Origin of the sequence: Citrobacter sp. wls718 (assembly GCF_005280945.1) — a bacterium.
Classification (GTDB): domain Bacteria; phylum Pseudomonadota; class Gammaproteobacteria; order Enterobacterales; family Enterobacteriaceae; genus Citrobacter; species Citrobacter gillenii.
This window is the reverse complement of the sequence record NZ_SZWV01000102.1, coordinates 29,694-47,776: the sequence shown is the minus strand read 5'-3', so window position 1 is coordinate 47,776 and position 18,083 is coordinate 29,694. Positions and strand designations below refer to the sequence as shown.

Annotated in this window: 16 protein-coding genes and 1 pseudogene; 9 read left to right on the top strand and 8 right to left on the bottom strand. The window is 53.2% G+C overall.

The features are described from left to right. Positions 1–35: 35 nt before the first annotated feature. A complete protein-coding gene (hemL, locus tag FDW95_RS18945; RefSeq protein ID WP_096758253.1) occupies positions 36–1,316 on the bottom strand; it encodes a glutamate-1-semialdehyde 2,1-aminomutase in 1,281 nt (426 codons plus the stop codon). A gap of 168 nt (positions 1,317–1,484) precedes the next feature. On the opposite strand from hemL, the gene clcA reads away from it, so the two are divergent. The 3 genes and pseudogenes from clcA to erpA all read left to right on the top strand — a co-directional run bounded on the left by clcA (position 1,485) and on the right by erpA (position 3,332). Further along, a complete protein-coding gene (gene clcA, locus FDW95_RS18940) occupies positions 1,485–2,906 on the top strand; it encodes a H(+)/Cl(-) exchange transporter ClcA (protein ID WP_115259415.1) in 1,422 nt (473 codons plus the stop codon). Positions 2,907–2,929: 23 nt separating this feature from the next. Then, a pseudogene (yadW, locus tag FDW95_RS23330) lies at positions 2,930–2,995 on the top strand (small protein YadW). Continuing rightward, entirely contained in the window at positions 2,988–3,332 is a 345-nt protein-coding gene (erpA, locus tag FDW95_RS18935; RefSeq protein ID WP_003018581.1) for an iron-sulfur cluster insertion protein ErpA, read from the top strand. The pseudogene yadW and the gene erpA overlap by 8 nt, the downstream one beginning before the upstream one ends. 119 nt (positions 3,333–3,451) lie before the next feature. On the opposite strand, the gene FDW95_RS18930 is transcribed toward erpA, so the two are convergent. Genes FDW95_RS18930 through mtnN form a run of 3 tightly spaced genes read right to left on the bottom strand, consistent with a single transcriptional unit; the run spans position 3,452 to position 5,605 of the window. Next, the gene (locus FDW95_RS18930) at positions 3,452–4,075 is read right to left on the bottom strand and encodes a TRIC cation channel family protein (RefSeq protein ID WP_115259414.1); all 624 of its coding nucleotides are present in this window, start codon (positions 4,073–4,075) and stop codon (positions 3,452–3,454) included. Between the two features lie 38 nt (positions 4,076–4,113). Continuing rightward, complete coding sequence (gene btuF, locus FDW95_RS18925; RefSeq protein WP_115259413.1) at positions 4,114–4,914, bottom strand: vitamin B12 ABC transporter substrate-binding protein BtuF; 801 nt, start codon at positions 4,912–4,914, stop codon at positions 4,114–4,116. Beyond that, positions 4,907–5,605 (bottom strand): 5'-methylthioadenosine/S-adenosylhomocysteine nucleosidase, encoded by a 699-nt coding sequence (gene mtnN, locus FDW95_RS18920; protein WP_115259412.1) that lies wholly within the window; start codon positions 5,603–5,605, stop codon positions 4,907–4,909. The genes btuF and mtnN overlap by 8 nt, the downstream gene beginning before the upstream one ends. Before the next feature lie 83 nt (positions 5,606–5,688). Here mtnN and dgt point away from each other — a divergent pair, with 83 nt between their 5' ends. The 3 genes from dgt to cdaR all read left to right on the top strand — a co-directional run bounded on the left by dgt (position 5,689) and on the right by cdaR (position 10,077). Continuing rightward, the gene (dgt, locus tag FDW95_RS18915) at positions 5,689–7,206 is read left to right on the top strand and encodes a dGTPase (protein ID WP_115259411.1); all 1,518 of its coding nucleotides are present in this window, start codon (positions 5,689–5,691) and stop codon (positions 7,204–7,206) included. A gap of 129 nt (positions 7,207–7,335) precedes the next feature. After that, positions 7,336–8,769, top strand: a complete 1,434-nt coding sequence (gene degP / locus FDW95_RS18910; protein ID WP_115259410.1) for a serine endoprotease DegP — start codon at positions 7,336–7,338, stop codon at positions 8,767–8,769. A gap of 150 nt (positions 8,770–8,919) precedes the next feature. After that, positions 8,920–10,077 (top strand): DNA-binding transcriptional regulator CdaR, encoded by a 1,158-nt coding sequence (gene cdaR, locus FDW95_RS18905; protein WP_115259409.1) that lies wholly within the window; start codon positions 8,920–8,922, stop codon positions 10,075–10,077. 87 nt (positions 10,078–10,164) lie between these two features. On the opposite strand, the gene FDW95_RS18900 is transcribed toward cdaR, so the two are convergent. From FDW95_RS18900 to map, 4 genes are all read right to left on the bottom strand, one after another. Then, complete coding sequence (locus FDW95_RS18900; protein ID WP_096758245.1) at positions 10,165–10,551, bottom strand: DUF3461 family protein; 387 nt, start codon at positions 10,549–10,551, stop codon at positions 10,165–10,167. A gap of 109 nt (positions 10,552–10,660) precedes the next feature. After that, entirely contained in the window at positions 10,661–11,485 is an 825-nt protein-coding gene (gene dapD / locus FDW95_RS18895; protein WP_115259408.1) for a 2,3,4,5-tetrahydropyridine-2,6-dicarboxylate N-succinyltransferase, read from the bottom strand. 31 nt (positions 11,486–11,516) lie between these two features. Further along, a complete protein-coding gene (gene glnD / locus FDW95_RS18890; protein ID WP_115259407.1) occupies positions 11,517–14,189 on the bottom strand; it encodes a bifunctional uridylyltransferase/uridylyl-removing protein GlnD in 2,673 nt (890 codons plus the stop codon). A gap of 103 nt (positions 14,190–14,292) precedes the next feature. Next, complete coding sequence (gene map / locus FDW95_RS18885) at positions 14,293–15,087, bottom strand: type I methionyl aminopeptidase (protein ID WP_115259406.1); 795 nt, start codon at positions 15,085–15,087, stop codon at positions 14,293–14,295. A 324-nt stretch (positions 15,088–15,411) separates the two neighbouring features. Between map and rpsB the strand changes: the two genes are divergently transcribed. From rpsB to pyrH, 3 genes are all read left to right on the top strand, one after another. Continuing rightward, on the top strand, positions 15,412–16,137 hold the full coding sequence (rpsB, locus tag FDW95_RS18880) for a 30S ribosomal protein S2 (RefSeq protein ID WP_016151758.1): 726 nt from the start codon (positions 15,412–15,414) through the stop codon (positions 16,135–16,137). 134 nt (positions 16,138–16,271) lie between these two features. After that, positions 16,272–17,123, top strand: a complete 852-nt coding sequence (tsf, locus tag FDW95_RS18875; protein ID WP_096758241.1) for a translation elongation factor Ts — start codon at positions 16,272–16,274, stop codon at positions 17,121–17,123. A 146-nt stretch (positions 17,124–17,269) separates the two neighbouring features. Further along, positions 17,270–17,995 (top strand): UMP kinase, encoded by a 726-nt coding sequence (gene pyrH / locus FDW95_RS18870; protein ID WP_096758240.1) that lies wholly within the window; start codon positions 17,270–17,272, stop codon positions 17,993–17,995. Positions 17,996–18,083 lie beyond the last annotated feature (88 nt).

The window sequence follows — 18,083 nt, the reverse complement described above, 5'->3', positions numbered from 1 at the left end:
CTTACCCGGCCTACGTTGTTTCTGGACGTTCTCTTTTACAGCTTCGCAAACACCCGGCGCGCGGCGTCGACAGTGTTATTGATATCTTCCATGCTGTGCGCCACGGACATAAAGCCCGCTTCAAACGCGGACGGTGCCAGATAAACACCTTCATCCAGCATCATGTGGAAGAAGCGCTTGAAGCGCTCAACGTCACATGCCATCACGTCCTGATAGCAGGTCACGGTTTCGGCATCGGTGAAGAAAATCCCGAACATCCCGCCCACATGGTTCACCACCAGCGGAATATTGGCTTCCTGAGCGGCTTCCAGCAGACCTTCTGCCAGACGCGTGGTGAGGTCATCTAAGGTCTCATGAATTCCCGGCTGAGCAACTTCGTTCAGACAGGCGAATCCTGCTGCCATGGCTATCGGGTTACCGGACAGCGTTCCCGCCTGGTAAACCGGGCCGGTAGGTGCCAGTGCGTCCATCACATCACGACGACCGCCGAATGCGCCAACAGGCATGCCACCACCGATGATTTTGCCCAGACAGGTCAGGTCAGGCACTACGCCGTAGTAATCCTGCGCGCCAGCCAGCGCGACGCGGAAACCGGTCATCACTTCGTCGATGATAAACAGCGCACCGAACTCGTCGCACAGTGCGCGCAGGCCAGGCAGGAATTCCGGCAGCGGCGGGATGCAGTTCATGTTGCCCGCGACCGGCTCGACGATGATGCAGGCAATGTCCTGCGGATACTGCTCGAATGCCGCCCGCACCGAGGAGAGATCGTTATAGGTACAGGTCAGGGTGTGCTTGGCAAAATCTGCCGGAACGCCCGGTGAGTTCGGCTGGCCCAGCGTCAGCGCACCGGAACCTGCTTTTACTAGCAAGCAGTCGGCATGACCGTGATAGCAGCCTTCAAATTTGATGATTTTATCGCGCCCGGTGAAGCCACGCGCCAGACGGATGGCGCTCATCGTTGCTTCGGTACCGGAGTTGACCATGCGCACCATGTCCATGGTGGGCACAAGCTCGGTAACCAGCGCCGCCATTTTGACTTCCATCTCGGTCGGTGCACCAAAGCTCAGACCGCGCTCGGCGGCTTCGATCACTGCATTGCGGATCGCCGGGTGGTTATGACCCAGCACCATCGGGCCCCAGGATCCGACGTAATCGATGTAGGCTTTACCATCGACGTCATACAGATACGCGCCATCTGCTTTTTCGATAAACAGCGGAGTACCACCCACGCCGGTAAAGGCGCGAACAGGGGAGTTAACGCCGCCGGGGATCAGTTCGCGTGCTGCGCTGTAGAGGTTCTCAGACTTACTCATGGATGGGGTCCTGGTTCGTAGAAAAAGTGAATGCGGGCTATTCTAGTTATTCAGTGAAGGTTATGAAAGTTTTGTGCATTGGAAACAATACGATTTGCAGGGGATTTTCACAAAATGAGCGAGTAGAATGCCGACTCCGTATTTGTATTACCAATTAATGATCATCTGATGAAAACAGACTCTCCCTCTTTTGAAGCACAGCAAATTGTGCGGTTACGGCGCAGGGATCAGATCCGTCGACTCCTTGATCGGGACAAGACACCGCTCGCGATCCTCTTTATGGCGGCCGTGGTTGGCACCGTGACCGGGCTGGTGGGCGTGGCGTTTGAGAAATCTGTCACCTGGGTACAGAACCTGCGCATTGGCGCACTGGTACAAGTTGCCGATCATGCCATTCTGGTATGGCCGCTGGCCTTTATTCTCTCGGCGCTGCTGGCCATGGTGGGCTATTTTCTGGTGCGTAAATTTGCACCCGAGGCCGGTGGTTCGGGGATCCCTGAGATTGAAGGCGCGCTGGAAGAGCTGCGCCCGGTGCGCTGGTGGCGCGTATTGCCGGTAAAATTTGTCGGCGGCATGGGGACGTTGGGGGCCGGTATGGTGCTCGGTCGTGAAGGGCCGACGGTGCAAATTGGCGGTAACATCGGGCGCATGGTGCTGGATGTCTTTCGTATGCGCAGCGCCGAAGCGCGGCATACCCTGCTGGCAACCGGTGCGGCTGCCGGTCTTTCGGCGGCGTTTAATGCGCCGCTGGCCGGCATCCTGTTCATTCTGGAAGAGATGCGTCCGCAGTTTCGCTATAACCTTGTGTCGATCAAAGCCGTGTTTACCGGCGTTATCATGTCGAGCATTGTGTTTCGTATTTTCAACGGCGAGGCCCCGATTATCGAAGTTGGGAAGCTCTCCAATGCGCCGGTGAATACCCTGTGGCTGTATCTGATACTCGGGATTATTTTTGGCTGTGTCGGACCGTTGTTCAATACCCTGGTGTTACGCACTCAGGATATGTTTCAGCGGTTCCACGGTGGTGACATTAAAAAATGGGTGCTGATGGGCGGGGCGATCGGCGGCCTGTGTGGGATCCTGGGCTTAATTAAACCGGAAGCCGCAGGCGGTGGGTTCAACCTGATCCCAATCGCCGCCGCGGGCAATTTCAGCGTCGGTATCCTGCTGTTTATTTTTATTGCCCGGGTTATCACCACGCTGCTGTGCTTCTCATCCGGTGCGCCGGGCGGGATTTTTGCCCCGATGCTGGCGCTGGGGACACTGCTCGGTACCGCGTTCGGCATGGCGGCCGCGGCCTCATTTCCGCAGTATCATCTGGAGGCTGGGACGTTTGCCATTGCCGGAATGGGGGCGTTGTTGGCGGCGTCGGTACGTGCGCCACTCACCGGCATCGTGCTGGTGCTGGAGATGACCGATAACTATCAGCTCATTTTGCCAATGATTATTACCTGTCTTGGCGCAACACTATTAGCCCAATTTATGGGCGGAAAGCCGCTATACTCGACTATCCTTGCCCGTACGCTGGCAAAACAGGAAGCGGAGCAGGCGGCGAAAAGCCAGAGTACAGCCGCTGGCGAGAATACTTGAACGAAATACCAGGGTATTAGATAATGGCCTTAACTATTGGGTTATAATTTGCCCAATTGCCAATGTCGTTTGGAGCAAAATATGAGTGATGATGTAGCGCTGCCACTGCAATTTACTGAAGCAGCAGCCAATAAAGTAAAAAGCCTGATCGCTGACGAAGATAACCCGAATCTGAAATTGCGCGTATATATCACCGGTGGTGGTTGCAGCGGTTTCCAGTATGGTTTCACCTTTGATGATCAGGTGAATGATGGCGATATGACTATTGAGAAACAGGGCGTTGGCCTGGTGGTTGACCCGATGAGCCTGCAGTATCTGGTGGGCGGCGCGGTTGACTATACCGAAGGTCTGGAAGGTTCCCGCTTCGTGGTGACTAACCCTAACGCCAAAAGCACCTGCGGGTGTGGTTCTTCTTTCAGCATCTGATTGCTGTCTGCAATACCGATGGTCTGATGGTGTAGGCCCGGTAAGCGTAGCGCCACCGGGCAATGTGCCGGATGGCGGCGTAAACGCCTTATCCGGCCTACATGTTCTGCATCGTTACATCAACGTCCGTTATCATCCAGCGCAAATGTCGGTAGCTTTAAGTGCCAGCGAATAGCGGCCAGTCGAATAACCAGCGTGACAACCATCCCCATCATACTGGCGTTTTCCAGCGGTATTGCGAAAGTATAAAACGCGGTTGCGTGAACAATGCCGCCGATAATGCAGGCCGTGGCATAAATTTCTGTACGTAATATCATCGGCACTTCACGGGCCAACACGTCGCGTATGATCCCACCGCCGACGCCGGTAATGACCCCCATACAAATCGCCACTAGCGGACCGGTTCCGGCGAGAAACGCCTTATTGACGCCAATGCCGACGAACACCGCCAGACCCACGGCGTCCAGCACCGGAAGGATCCATTTAGGCAAACGTCTGGGCTGGCGTACCAATACGATCGTTAGCATACTGGTGATCATGGCAACCACCAGATCGGTAGGATCTTTAACCCAGAATACCGGCCCATGATCCAGGGCTATATCGCGGATCGTGCCGCCACCGGCTGCGGTAACCACCCCGAGGACCAGAACGCCGAACGGATCCATACGTAATTTCCCGGCCAGTAATACGCCAGAGATAGCAAATACCGCGGTACCGACAATATCCAGCCAATAGACGAGCATGCTTAAATCCTCACAACACACCTGGTGGGGGGCCGACGCTAATTTATCTGTGAAAGCGCATTACAGAGTTGTTTTGCGGCGAGGATAATACGCGGGCTCGCGCGTTCAAACCAGTCACTATTAAGGATAATAACCGGGATTTTTAACTGTTCTCCCCAGTATTGCTCAATTTTAAGATTTTCGCCCGAACCACCGGTGGCGACGATTGCCTGGGGGGCTCTTGCCAGTACTTGTTCACGGCTGACCTGTGGCCAGGGAACCCGGCTGCCAGCAAAGATGTTTTCTCCCCCGCATACCTCAAGAACCTGGTGTTGAAGGGAGCCTTTTCCACTGGTAAACAGAGGATTTGCACCAAACTGGAGAAACACCCGTTTTTTCGGTTTATTGGCATACTGAGATTTTAGTAAAGCATACTCATCAAGCAATGTTTGCGCGGCCTGTTTTGCTTGCTCAGGCTTGGGGCTCCACGGTGCCAACTGGCGCAGTGCGTCGGCAACCTGCTCGATGGTGACGGCATCCACCCAGATAACCTTAATCCCCAGAGCGGTTAGCTGATTCACCTGCCGCTCGGCATTGCCTCCGCGCCAGGCGATGACCAGATCCGGTTTGAGCGCCACGATGCGTTCCAGATTCATGCCTTGCCAGGTGGAGACCTCTTCAATATTTTTGGCCTCGGGCGGATAATTTGAGTAGCTGCTGACGCCAACGGGCGTAATGCCGGCGGCAAAGGCAAGTTCGGTGTTAGCAGGGGAGAGGGAAACCACACGCGGAGCGGCATAAAGCCACGCCGGAAGCGTAAAAAGCAGGGCGACCAGCGCCCTGGAGATGAATTTAGCCATGCGCCAGTTTCTGTACCAGCGCTTCGACCATCAGGCTTGACTGCTTCGCGGCAACCACCAGGAATTCGTCAAAGCTCAGGTGGGACTGCTGATCGGCAACGTCGGAGATGGCACGAACCACCACGAACGGAACGTTAAAGTTATGGCAAACATGTGCAATCGCGGTGGCTTCCATTTCTACGGCAATCGCCTGCGGGAAGTTATGCTGAATTTTTGCCAGGCCAACAGAGCCGTTAATGAAGGCGTCGCCGCTAACGATAAGACCACGAACGGCGTTAAGGTTCAGTTCTGCAATGCAGGATTCCGCCGCGGCGATAAGCGCAGGGTCGGCTTTAAAACCTGCCGGGCAGCCCGGTAACTGACCGAATTCATAGCCAAATGCAGTGACGTCAGCGTCGTGATAACGCGCTTCGTCAGAGACCACGATATCGCCGACTTTCAGCGTAGAAGCCAGGCCGCCCGCAGAACCCGTATTAATGATGGCATCCGGTTTGCAGCGTTCCAGCAGCAGCGTGGCGCCCAGCGCCGCAGCCACTTTACCGATGCCCGATTTCAGTAGCGCAACCTCAGTCCCGTTCAGTTGGCCGGTGTAAATTTCACAACCGCCAAGGGTGATAGTCTGACGGTTTTCGATTTTGTCACGCAGCAGCGTAACTTCTTCTTCCATTGCACCAATGATGCCGATTTTCATAGATTTACTCGCGATAAGCCAGATTTGAGGGCATAGTCTATCATGCGCTTAAGGGGTAGCGCATTTCTCAGGCGGGAGAGGACATGGCACAGATCGATTTTCGAAAAAAAATAAACTGGCATCGTCGTTACCGTTCGCCGCAGGGCGCAAAATCTGAGCATGAGATCCTGCGAATTTTCGAAAGCGATCGTGGACGTATTATCAATTCTCCGGCTATCCGCCGACTGCAGCAAAAAACCCAGGTCTTTCCGCTGGAGCGCAACGCCGCAGTGCGGACACGTCTGACGCACTCGATGGAAGTTCAGCAGGTAGGGCGCTACATCGCCAAAGAGATCCTCAGCCGACTGAAAGAGCTAAAACTGTTAGAGCAGTACGGCCTGGATGAATTAACCGGTCCTTTTGAAAGCGTGGTCGAAATGTCCTGCCTGATGCATGACATCGGTAACCCACCGTTTGGTCACTTTGGTGAAGCGGCGATTAACGACTGGTTTCGCCAGCGCCTTTTCCCCGCCGATGCGGAAAGCCAGCCTCTCAGCGACGATCGCTGCCTGATCGCGGCGCTACGTTTGCGTGAAGGTGAAGAGTCGCTCAATGACATTCGCCGCAAGGTGCGTCAGGATCTGTGCCATTTTGAAGGAAATGCGCAGGGTATTCGTCTTGTGCACACTTTGATGCGAATGAATCTGACGTGGGCGCAGGTCGGCGGTATTTTAAAATATACTCGTCCGGCGTGGTGGCGTGGAGAGACGCCAGCAACGCATAACTATTTAATGAAGAAACCGGGCTATTACCTTTCCGAGGAACCGTATATTGAGCGGTTACGTAAAGAGTTATCATTAGCACCTTACAGTCGTTTTCCATTAACCTGGATTATGGAAGCCGCTGACGATATCTCTTATTGCGTGGCCGATCTTGAAGATGCCGTGGAGAAAAGAATCTTCAGTGTCGAGCAACTGTATCATCATCTGTATGAGGCCTGGGGACAACATGAAAAAGGCTCCCTGTTTAGTCAGGTCGTGGAGAACGCGTGGGAAAAATCGCGCTCAAATACATTAAGTCGTAGTACAGAAGATCAGTTCTTTATGTATTTGCGGGTCAACACGCTAAATAAACTTGTGCCCTACGCCGCGCAGCGTTTTATTGATAATTTACCGCAGATTTTTGAGGGTAGCTTTAATCACGCCCTGTTAGAAGACGCCAGCAGCTTCAGCCAATTGCTGGGAGTCTATAAAAATGTGGCGATGAAACATGTATTTAGCCATCCTGATGTCGAGCAACTGGAATTACAGGGGTATCGGGTGATCAGTGGCCTGCTGGAGATCTATCAGCCGTTATTAAAGATGGCACTTGCCGATTTTTCTACACTTGTTCAAAACGAAAGATTAAAACAGTTCCCCATTGAGTCACGATTATTTCAAAAGCTCTCTACGCGCCATCGACTTGCTTATGTCGAAGTGGTCAGTAAAATATCTCCGACGTCTGCCGAGTACCCGGTACTGGAATATTATTATCGCTGCCGCCTGATCCAGGATTATATCAGCGGGATGACCGATTTGTATGCCTGGGATGAATATCGACGGTTGATGGCGGTAGAACAATAAACATCCATTTGTAAAGACGGACAATAAAATTTTACTTTTTCCTTAAAGTTTATTCTGGAACTTAGCGCGATAAAACGACTCTGACGTATACAGCAATTTTGCGTTATCAGTTAATCGAGAATGAAACACATGAAAAAAACCACATTAGCAATGAGTGCACTGGCTCTGAGTTTAGGTTTGGCGTTGTCCCCTCTGTCTGCAACGGCGGCTGAGACTGCGTCTTCAGCAACCACGGCTCAACAGATGCCAAGTCTGGCCCCGATGCTCGAAAAAGTGATGCCATCGGTGGTGAGTATTAATGTCGAGGGGAGCACGACGGTGAATACGCCGCGTATGCCGCGTAATTTCCAGCAGTTCTTTGGGGATAACTCCCCGTTCTGCCAGGACGGTTCTCCGTTCCAGAGTTCCCCATTCTGTCAGGAAGGTGCACCGGGCGCGGGTAATGGCGGCGGTCAGCAGCAGAAATTTATGGCGCTGGGTTCCGGCGTGATTATCGATGCTGCAAAAGGTTATGTTGTGACTAACAACCACGTGGTGGATAACGCCACAGTGATTAAAGTCCAACTGAGCGACGGACGTAAATTTGACGCGAAGATGGTCGGCAAAGACCCGCGTTCTGACATTGCGCTGATTCAGATTCAGGATCCGAAGAACCTGACTGCAATCAAGTTGGCAGACTCCGATGCGCTGCGCGTGGGTGATTATACCGTGGCGATTGGTAACCCGTTTGGACTCGGTGAAACGGTGACCTCCGGTATTGTTTCTGCACTGGGTCGTAGCGGCCTGAACGCAGAAAACTATGAAAACTTTATCCAGACCGATGCGGCGATCAACCGTGGTAACTCCGGTGGCGCACTGGTCAACCTGAACGGTGAACTGATCGGTATTAACACCGCGATCCTCGCGCCGGACGGTGGCAATATCGGTATCGGTTTTGCTATCCCAAGCAACATGGTGAAAAACCTGACCTCGCAGATGGTTGAGTTCGGTCAGGTGAAACGCGGTGAGCTGGGAATTATGGGGACAGAGCTGAGCTCTGAGCTGGCGAAAGCGATGAAAGTGGATGCCCAGCGTGGGGCATTCGTCAGCCAGGTGATGCCGAACTCTTCCGCAGCGAAGGCGGGTATTAAAGCCGGTGACGTGATTACCTCGCTGAACGGTAAGCCGATCAGCAGCTTCGCCGCGCTGCGTGCGCAGGTGGGTACGATGCCGGTAGGCAGCAAAATCAGCCTTGGCCTGCTGCGTGACGGTAAACCTGTGACGGTGAATCTGGAACTGCAGCAGAGCAGCCAGACTCAGGTTGATTCCAGCTCCATCTTCAAAGGTATTGAAGGGGCGGATATGAGTAACAAAGGCCAGGACAAAGGTGTCGTGGTCAGCGATGTAAAACCAAAAACGCCGGCAGCGATGATTGGCCTGAAGAAAGGGGATGTAATTATCGGAGCTAACCAGCAGCCGGTGAAAAACATTGCCGAACTGCGCAAAATCCTCGACAGCAAACCGGCTGTTCTGGCGCTGAATATTCAGCGTGGTGACAGCTCCATCTATCTGTTGATGCAGTAAGCCTCTCTAAACCCCTTCCCGGCAGCGGGGAGGGGTTTCTTTTTGTGAACCCTCCCACAACTCCATACTTCTCTCCTTCAGTTTGTGCATCTGCACAATGCTGCCGATTATTATCTTCCTTATGCTGAGCATTGCTCACAGGAGGGGTTTATGGCTGGCTGGCATCTTGATACCAAAATGGCGCAGGATATTGTGGCGCGCACGATGCGCATCATTGATACCAATATCAACGTAATGGATGCCCGTGGGCGGATCATTGGTAGCGGCGATCGCGAGCGTATTGGTGAATTGCACGAAGGTGCACTGCTGGTGCTTTCACAGGGCCGGGTGGTAGACATTGACGATGCGGTCGCGAAGCATTTGCACGGCGTACGACAGGGGATAAACCTGCCGCTACGACTCGAAGGTGAAATTGTTGGCGTCATTGGCTTAACCGGCGAGCCGGAGCATCTGCGCAAATACGGCGAGCTGGTGTGTATGACCGCCGAAATGATGCTGGAGCAGTCGCGTCTGATGCACCTGCTGGCGCAGGACAGCCGTCTGCGTGAAGAGCTGGTCATGAACCTGATTCAGGCGGAAGAAAATACGCCCGCGCTGATGGAATGGGCACAGCGTTTAGGCATTGATTTGAACCAGCCGCGCGTGGTAGCGGTGCTGGAAGTCGATAGCGGCCAACTGGGCGTTGACAGCGCGATGGCAGAACTGCAGCAGCTACAGAATGCATTGACCACGCCAGAGCGTAACAACCTGATTGCGATTGTGTCACTGACCGAGATGGTGGTGCTGAAACCCGCTCTTAATCAGTTTGGCCGTTGGGACGCGGAAGATCACCGCAAGCGTGTAGAGCAGCTTATCGCTCGCATGAAAGAGAACGGACAGCTGCGTTTTCGCGTGTCGCTGGGTAATTTCTTTACTGGACCAGGTAGCATTGCCCGTTCTTACCGCACGGCGCGGACGACGATGATGGTCGGTAAGCAGCGTATGCCGGAAAACCGCAGCTATTTCTATCAGGATTTGATGCTGCCGGTGTTACTGGACAGCCTGCGCGGCGGCTGGCAGGCCAACGAGCTGGCGCGTCCGCTGGTACGGCTAAAAGCAATGGATAACAATGGGTTACTGCGTCGGACGTTAGCGGCATGGTTTCGCCATAACGTGCAGCCGCTGGCGACGTCAAAAGCGTTGTTTATCCACCGCAATACGCTGGAATATCGTCTGAATCGTATCTCTGAGCTTACCGGGTTGGATTTGGGAAATTTCGACGACAGGTTATTGCTGTATGTGGCGTTACAGCTGGATGAACAGCATTGATTGATTGCCTGATGGCGCTACGCTTATCAGGCAAAATGCCGGGTGGCGGCTTCGCCTTACCCGGCCTACGAATACATCCACCCACGGTTATTTACGCGTCAGTTTTTCCAGATCGGATTCAATTTCGCTGATCTTGTTGGTGACGACGCTTTCCAGATGTCGTAAGTCATCGAGGATCTTGCGTTTGAGATCGACTTCACTGCGATCGCGCTGGCAGATCTGATCCAGTTCATCAATCACATAGCGCAGGTTCGGGCTGATTTCCTGCACCTCTTTGTAACCCTGGCCGATACCATCGGCAACCACGGTTTTACGCTGACGGGGATATTTAAACTTAACGCTCTTGGCAAAAAACTCGCCTTTATCCTTCTGGAAATAGATTTTCAGGATATCGTTGTTGGCTTCTTGCCGCAGGCTGTAACGATCGATCTCTTCAGGATTGGTAATGCCCAGACTTTTCAGATTGTCATACATAGCGGTACCCTTAAGCTCACTATAACCATTGAATAATTAACGAAAAGCCTTGTTTATGCCACTCGCAGATGTAAAAAAAGCGGGCTAAGCCCGCTTTTTCAAATTGCCGTTAGTCGATGGTACGCAATAGCTCGTTAATTCCGACTTTGCCACGCGTTTTGGCGTCGACTTTCTTGACGATTACCGCGCAGTACAGGCTGTACTTACCGTCTTTCGACGGCAGATTTCCCGATACCACAACTGAACCCGCCGGAACGCGGCCATAGAAAACTTCGCCGGTTTCGCGGTCGTAGATTTTGGTGCTCTGGCCCAGGTATACGCCCATGGAGATAACGGAGCCTTCTTCGACGATCACGCCTTCTACCACTTCAGAACGCGCACCAATGAAGCAGTTGTCTTCGATGATGGTTGGGTTCGCCTGTAACGGTTCAAGCACGCCACCGATACCAACGCCACCGGACAGGTGAACGTTTTTACCGATTTGTGCACATGAGCCGACGGTTGCCCAGGTATCCACCATGGAGCCTTCATCAACGTAAGCACCGATGTTGACGTAAGACGGCATCAGGACGGTGTTACGTGCGATATAGGCACCCTGGCGCACGGCAGCAGGGGGAACTACGCGGAAGCCTTCTTTCTGGAAGCGCGCTTCGTCGTAGTTGGCGAATTTCATCGGGACTTTATCGAAATAGCGGCTTTCTGCGCCATCGATAACCTGGTTGTCGTTAATACGAAAAGAGAGCAGTACCGCTTTCTTCAGCCACTGATGTGTGACCCACTGACCCTCAATCTTTTCTGCAACACGCAGCGCACCGGAATCCAGCAGAGAAATAACCTGATTTACCGCTTCACGGGTTACGGTATCTACATTTGCCGGAGTAATTTCGGCGCGGCGCTCGAAAGCGGACTCAATAACGTTCTGTAACTGCTGCATTGTTAAACTCTTTCCATAATAAATAAACACATCACCCTTTATCGTTTGGATTGAGGGCCTCTGTCAACCGTTGATGTACTTCCTGCTGCAGCGCATTATTAAGGGCGCGCCGGTCGGCCGTTGCGATTATGAATAAATCTTCTACTCGCTCGCCAATGGTTGTAATTCGGGCGCCATGCAGCGAAATTCCCAGATCGGCAAAAATCTGTCCGACCCGCGCCAGCAGGCCGGGCTGGTCGAGCGCGATAAGCTCGAGGAATGATTTTCGGTCGGTATGAGTCGGTAGAAAAGTCACCTCGGTCTCGACGGTAAAGTGACGTAGTTTTGCTGGTTGGCGGCGCGGTTGTGGTGGCTGCCAACTGCGTTGGGTGATCGCCTGCTCCAGCCCTGAACGGATGGCGTCGTGGCGGTCCGACGACAGCGGGCTGCCGTCCGGCTCCAGCACGATAAATGTATCCATCGCCATGTTATCGCGAGTGGTGAAAATTTGCGCATCGTGGACGCTAAGATTTCGCCGATCCAGTTCGGCACAAACCGCGGCAAACAGATAGGGACGGTCCGGACTCCAGATGAAAATCTCCGTTCCGCCGCGCGTGGCCTGTGGGCTGAGTAAGATCAGCGGCTTGCTCATGTCGTGCTGCAGTAGATGGCGCGCATGCCAGGCCAGCTGGTTTGGGCTGTGGCGCACGAAATAGTTGGCGCGGCAGCGCGACCAGATATGGTGCAGCGCTTCTTCATCAATGTTGTCCATGCGCAGCAGCGCCAGCGCCTGCAGCTGGTGATGACGCACGCGTTCGCGCATATCCGGCGTGTTTTGCATGCCGCGACGTAGCTGTTTTTCGGTAGCGAAGTACAGCTCGCGCAACAGGCTTTGTTTCCAGCTGTTCCACAGCGTTTCGTTGGTGGCGCAAATGTCCGCCACCGTCAGGCACACCAGGAAGCGCAGGCGGTGTTCCGTTTGCACTTCTTCGGCGAACTGCTTGATGACTTCGGGGTCCTGAATATCGCGGCGCTGGGCGGTAACCGACATCAGCAGATGCTGGCGGACCAGCCAGGCGACCAACTGTGTTTCGCGGGAATTCAGCCCGTGCAGTTCGGCAAACTTGAGGACATCCTGAGCACCGAGAACCGAGTGGTCGCCGCCGCGACCTTTGGCGATATCGTGGAACAGCGCGGCAATCAGAATCAGCTCCGGCTGGCGCAGACGCGGCCAGAGATCGACACACAGCGGGTGACGCTGACGGGTCTCTTCTTTGGCAAAGCTTTCCAGCTTTAGCATCACGCGAACCGTGTGTTCATCCACCGTATAGGCATGAAACAGGTCAAACTGCATTTGGCCGACAATGTGCGACCACTGCGGCATATAGGCCCACAGCACACTGTGACGATGCATCGGCAGCAGGCCACGGCTCACCGCCCCCGGATGGCGTAACATGCTGAGAAACAGCGAACGCGCCTCCGGGATGTAGCACAGCGGTTGTGTCAGATGGCGGCGGGCATGGCGCAAATGGCGCAGCGTAGTGGAGTAAATCCCGGTGATCGCGCTATTGCGCACCATGGTGTAAAACATCCGCAGAATGGCTTCCGGTTCGCGGATAAACAGATCGTCGTTACGCAAATCAATTAACGTGCCGCGTAGCTGAAAGTCGTCATCGATCGGGCGCGGCTTTTCATCTGCGGATAGAGCGAGGATGGCCTCATCAAACAGCTGAAGTAGCATGTGGTTCAGCTCACTGACCCTGCGCGTGACGCGAAAATAGTCTTTCATCATCCGTTCGATAGGCTCGTTGCCTTCACCGCCGTAGTGTAGCCGTTGCGCGACGCTAAGCTGACGGTCAAACAGTAGACGGTTATCGTAACGCGTGACTTCCAGATGCAGTGCGAAGCGAATGCGCCAGAGGATGTGCAGACACTCATTCAGTTCAGCACGTTCTGCCAGCGTCAAGAAGCCGAATCCAACCATCTCATCCAGCGACGTGGCGCCAAAGTGGCGGCGGGCTACCCACTGGAGGGTGTGGATATCGCGCAGGCCGCCGGGGCTACTTTTGATATCCGGTTCCAGATTGTAGCTGGTGCCGTGATAGCGCTGGTGGCGCAGGTTCTGCTCTTCCACTTTGGCGGCGTAAAATTTATCGGAGGGCCAGAAGCCTTCGCTAAAAATATGTTTTTGTAGCTCAAGAAACAGCGCCACGTCGCCAATCAGCAGGCGTGTTTCAATCAGGTTAGTGGCGACGGTTAAATCGGACAGGCCTTCCAGCAGACACTCTTCCAGCGTACGCACGCTGTGCCCCACCTCCAGTCTCACATCCCACAACAGGGTTAGCAGTTCGCCGACCTTCTCGGCCTGCGCATCAGGCAGTTTTTTACGACTCAGAATCAGCAGGTCGATATCGGAAAGCGGGTGCAGTTCGCCACGGCCATAGCCGCCGACGGCGACCAGCGCCAGATCGGCAATTTGACCGAAACCGGCTTCAATCCACAGGCGTTGCAGCAGTTGGTCAATAAACTCGGTGCGCGCTTCGATCAACTGCTCTGCGGAAATACCACTGTCAAAGGCTTCACCTAACCAGTTCTGAAACGAATCGATATGCGTTTTAATGCCGCTACAGTTGAGATCGTGCTGAGGCCAGGTTCCCGGGTTTTGCGGTTGGCCCGGCAGGGTGGGGAGGGCAGTATTTGCGTGTTGTTCAGGAAGAGTATTCATTGTGCGCCACCCATAAAAAAGCCGGATGACGCTTACGCTTATCCGGCCTACGGGAGAGTGCCATTTGTAGGCCTGATAAGCGACAGCGCCATCAGGCAAAACATTATTCGTCGTGTGTGATAACCGCCGGGATAGTGTCATCCTTGCGTAACGTCAGAATTTCACAACCGTTTTCCGTCACCACAATAGTATGCTCGTACTGTGCAGACAAGCTACGGTCTTTGGTTTTTACCGTCCAGCCGTCTTTCATGGTGCGGATACGATAATCACCGGCGTTGAGCATCGGTTCAACGGTGAAGGTCATGCCCGGTTGCAGCACTACGCCGCCATCGTCTGCATCGTAGTGCAGAACCTGAGGTTCTTCATGGAAGCCGCGACCGATGCCGTGGCCGCAGTATTCGCGTACCACAGAGAAGCCTTCGCCTTCCGCATATTTCTGAATGGCTGCGCCCAGCGTGCGCAGACGAATACCCGGTTTTATCATACGCAGCGCCAGATACAGGCTTTCCTGCGTGACGCGGCACAGACGCTCGCCCAGAATCGTCGGCTTGCCGACGATAAACATTTTGGAGGTGTCACCGTGGAACTCGTCTTTAATCACGGTAACGTCGATGTTGACGATATCGCCGTCTTTCAGGTGCTTGGCGTCGTCCGGGATCCCGTGGCATACCACTTCATTAATAGAGATGCAGACGGATTTCGGATAACCGTGATAACCCAGGCACGCGGAGATCGCCTGCTGCTCGTTCACGATGTAGTCATTGCAGATACGATCCAATTCGCCGGTGCTGACGCCCGGTTTGATAAACGGTTCGATCATTTCCAGCACTTCGGCGGCCAGACGACCAGCGACGCGCATTTTTTCGATTTCTTCAGGGGTCTTGATTGAGATAGCCATAAATTCTGTCCATCAGTGTCGATGATTTCGACAATAATTGTGTAAGTGCTGCTAATGGTATCAGTCAGGGGTGTACCCTGCCAAATTGAGAATCATTAACAGCACAGACCGCCAACTATTATTGGTGTCTATGGCGTATTTGTGGTATAAAGCGCGCCGGACTTCCGATCCATTCGAAGACTACACACGATGGACGGGAGCGACAAATCTCACTTTGTGTAACAACACACACGTATCGACACATATTCCGGGGTGCCCTTTTGGGTCGGTAATATGGGATGCGTGGAGGCTTAACCCCAACTTTTATATATAGAGGTTTTAATCATGGCAACTGTTTCCATGCGCGACATGCTCAAGGCTGGTGTTCACTTCGGTCACCAGACCCGTTACTGGAACCCGAAAATGAAGCCTTTCATCTTCGGTGCGCGTAACAAAGTTCACATCATCAACCTTGAGAAAACTGTACCGATGTTCAACGAAGCTCTGGCTGAACTGAACAAGATCTCTGCTCGTAAAGGTAAAATCCTTTTCGTTGGTACTAAACGCGCTGCAAGCGAAGCGGTGAAAGAAGCTGCTAACAACTGCGACCAGTTCTTCGTGAACCATCGCTGGTTGGGCGGCATGCTGACTAACTGGAAAACCGTTCGTCAGTCCATCAAACGTCTGAAAGATCTGGAAACTCAGTCTCAGGACGGTACTTTCGAAAAGCTGACCAAGAAAGAAGCGCTGATGCGCACCCGTGAGCTTGAGAAACTGGAAAACAGCCTGGGCGGTATCAAAGACATGGGCGGTCTGCCGGACGCTCTGTTCGTAATCGATGCTGACCACGAGCACATTGCTATCAAAGAAGCAAACAACCTGGGTATCCCGGTATTTGCAATCGTTGATACCAACTCTGATCCGGACGGTGTTGACTTCGTTATCCCGGGTAACGACGACGCAATCCGTGCTGTGACCCTGTACCTGGGCGCTGTAGCTACTACCGTTCGTGAAGGCCGTTCTCAGGATCTGGCTTCCCAGGCGGAAGAAAGCTTCGTAGAAGCTGAATAATAAGGCACGCTCGTTAGAGCCCCCTTATAAACCAGGTTGTATCACGTTTGGTTAGGGGCCCTTTAGGCCCCTTTTTCACTTTTAAATCTGTGCGGTTTGACGCCGGGCAGATCAAATCTTCCGAGGATTTTAGAATGGCTGAAATTACCGCATCCCTGGTAAAAGAGCTGCGTGAGCGTACCGGCGCAGGCATGATGGATTGCAAAAAAGCACTGACTGAAGCTAATGGCGACATCGAGCTGGCAATCGAAAACATGCGTAAATCTGGTGCGATCAAAGCGGCGAAAAAAGCAGGCAACGTTGCTGCTGATGGCGTGATCAAAACCAAAATCGACGGCAACTACGGCATCATTCTGGAAGTTAACTGCCAGACTGACTTCGTTGCTAAAGATGGTGGTTTCCAGGCATTTGCAGACAAAGTTCTGGATGCTGCAATCGCGGGCAAAATCACTGACGTTGACGTTCTGAAAGCACAGTTCGAAGAAGAACGTGTTGCGCTGGTTGCTAAAATCGGTGAGAACATCAACATCCGTCGTGTTGCTTCCATCGAAGGCGACGTACTGGGTTCATACCAGCACGGTGCGCGTATCGGTGTTCTGGTTGCGGCTAAAGGCGCAGACGAAGAGCTGGTTAAACAACTGGCAATGCACATTGCTGCAAGCAAGCCTGAATTCGTTAAGCCAGAAGACGTATCTGCTGAAGTGGTAGAGAAAGAATACCAGGTTCAGCTGGATATCGCGATGCAGTCTGGTAAGCCGAAAGAAATCGCAGAGAAAATGGTTGAAGGCCGCATGAAGAAATTCACCGGCGAAGTTTCTCTGACGGGTCAGCCTTTCGTTATGGATCCGAGCAAATCTGTTGCTCAGCTGCTGAAAGAGCACAACGCTGACGTAACAGGCTTCATCCGCTTTGAAGTGGGTGAAGGCATCGAGAAAGTTGAGACTGACTTTGCAGCAGAAGTTGCTGCGATGTCCAAGCAGTCTTAATTTTTTAAAGGAGCCGCCTGAGGGCGGCTTCTTTTTGTGTCTGGCTTGTAAATTCAGCGAACCGCTATAGTGGCTACGTTGAAAAGCGACATACAATGTCGCTGGTATTAACTCATCTCATTCGTTGACAGTCTCAGGAAAGAAACATGGCTACCAATGCAAAACCCGTCTACAAACGTATTCTGCTTAAGTTAAGTGGCGAAGCGCTGCAAGGTTCAGAAGGCTTCGGTATTGATGCAAGCATACTTGACCGTATGGCTCAGGAAATCAAAGAACTGGTTGAGCTGGGTATTCAGGTTGGCGTAGTGATTGGTGGCGGTAACCTGTTCCGTGGTGCTGGTCTGGCGAAAGCGGGAATGAACCGCGTTGTGGGCGACCACATGGGCATGTTGGCCACCGTAATGAACGGTCTGGCAATGCGCGATGCGCTTCACCGCGCCTATGTGAACGCTCGCCTGATGTCCGCAATTCCTTTGAACGGTGTGTGCGATAACTACAGCTGGGCGGAGGCTATCAGCCTGCTGCGCAACAACCGTGTTGTTATCCTGGCGGCCGGTACCGGCAACCCGTTCTTCACGACAGACTCTGCAGCCTGCCTGCGCGGTATTGAAATTGAAGCTGATGTAGTGCTGAAAGCCACCAAAGTTGACGGCGTATTTACCGCAGATCCGGCGCAAGATCCAACCGCGACCATGTACGAACAACTGACCTATACTGAAGTTCTGGATAAAGAACTGAAAGTGATGGATCTGGCGGCGTTCACGCTGGCTCGTGACCACAAATTGCCTATTCGTGTCTTCAACATGAACAAACCGGGTGCGCTGCGCCGTGTGGTGATGGGTGAAAAAGAAGGGACGTTAATCACGGAATAATTCCCGTTGCGGCTAAATGCAGGTAATATTCTGCTTTAATGTCGCGGGATACGTCCCTCAAAATTAATCAAGACTATACTTGTCGCAT

Excerpts from the sequence above, each read along its gene's own strand:
- hemL (WP_096758253.1), bottom strand. The coding sequence starts at position 1,316 with ATGAGTAAGTCTGAGAACCTCTACAGCGCAGCACGCGAACTGATCCCC.
- clcA (WP_115259415.1), top strand. The coding sequence starts at position 1,485 with ATGAAAACAGACTCTCCCTCTTTTGAAGCACAGCAAATTGTGCGGTTA.
- erpA (WP_003018581.1), top strand. The coding sequence starts at position 2,988 with ATGAGTGATGATGTAGCGCTGCCACTGCAATTTACTGAAGCAGCAGCC.
- FDW95_RS18930 (WP_115259414.1), bottom strand. The coding sequence starts at position 4,075 with ATGCTCGTCTATTGGCTGGATATTGTCGGTACCGCGGTATTTGCTATC.
- btuF (WP_115259413.1), bottom strand. The coding sequence starts at position 4,914 with ATGGCTAAATTCATCTCCAGGGCGCTGGTCGCCCTGCTTTTTACGCTT.
- mtnN (WP_115259412.1), bottom strand. The coding sequence starts at position 5,605 with ATGAAAATCGGCATCATTGGTGCAATGGAAGAAGAAGTTACGCTGCTG.
- dgt (WP_115259411.1), top strand. The coding sequence starts at position 5,689 with ATGGCACAGATCGATTTTCGAAAAAAAATAAACTGGCATCGTCGTTAC.
- degP (WP_115259410.1), top strand. The coding sequence starts at position 7,336 with ATGAAAAAAACCACATTAGCAATGAGTGCACTGGCTCTGAGTTTAGGT.
- cdaR (WP_115259409.1), top strand. The coding sequence starts at position 8,920 with ATGGCTGGCTGGCATCTTGATACCAAAATGGCGCAGGATATTGTGGCG.
- FDW95_RS18900 (WP_096758245.1), bottom strand. The coding sequence starts at position 10,551 with ATGTATGACAATCTGAAAAGTCTGGGCATTACCAATCCTGAAGAGATC.
- dapD (WP_115259408.1), bottom strand. The coding sequence starts at position 11,485 with ATGCAGCAGTTACAGAACGTTATTGAGTCCGCTTTCGAGCGCCGCGCC.
- glnD (WP_115259407.1), bottom strand. The coding sequence starts at position 14,189 with ATGAATACTCTTCCTGAACAACACGCAAATACTGCCCTCCCCACCCTG.
- map (WP_115259406.1), bottom strand. The coding sequence starts at position 15,087 with ATGGCTATCTCAATCAAGACCCCTGAAGAAATCGAAAAAATGCGCGTC.
- rpsB (WP_016151758.1), top strand. The coding sequence starts at position 15,412 with ATGGCAACTGTTTCCATGCGCGACATGCTCAAGGCTGGTGTTCACTTC.
- tsf (WP_096758241.1), top strand. The coding sequence starts at position 16,272 with ATGGCTGAAATTACCGCATCCCTGGTAAAAGAGCTGCGTGAGCGTACC.
- pyrH (WP_096758240.1), top strand. The coding sequence starts at position 17,270 with ATGGCTACCAATGCAAAACCCGTCTACAAACGTATTCTGCTTAAGTTA.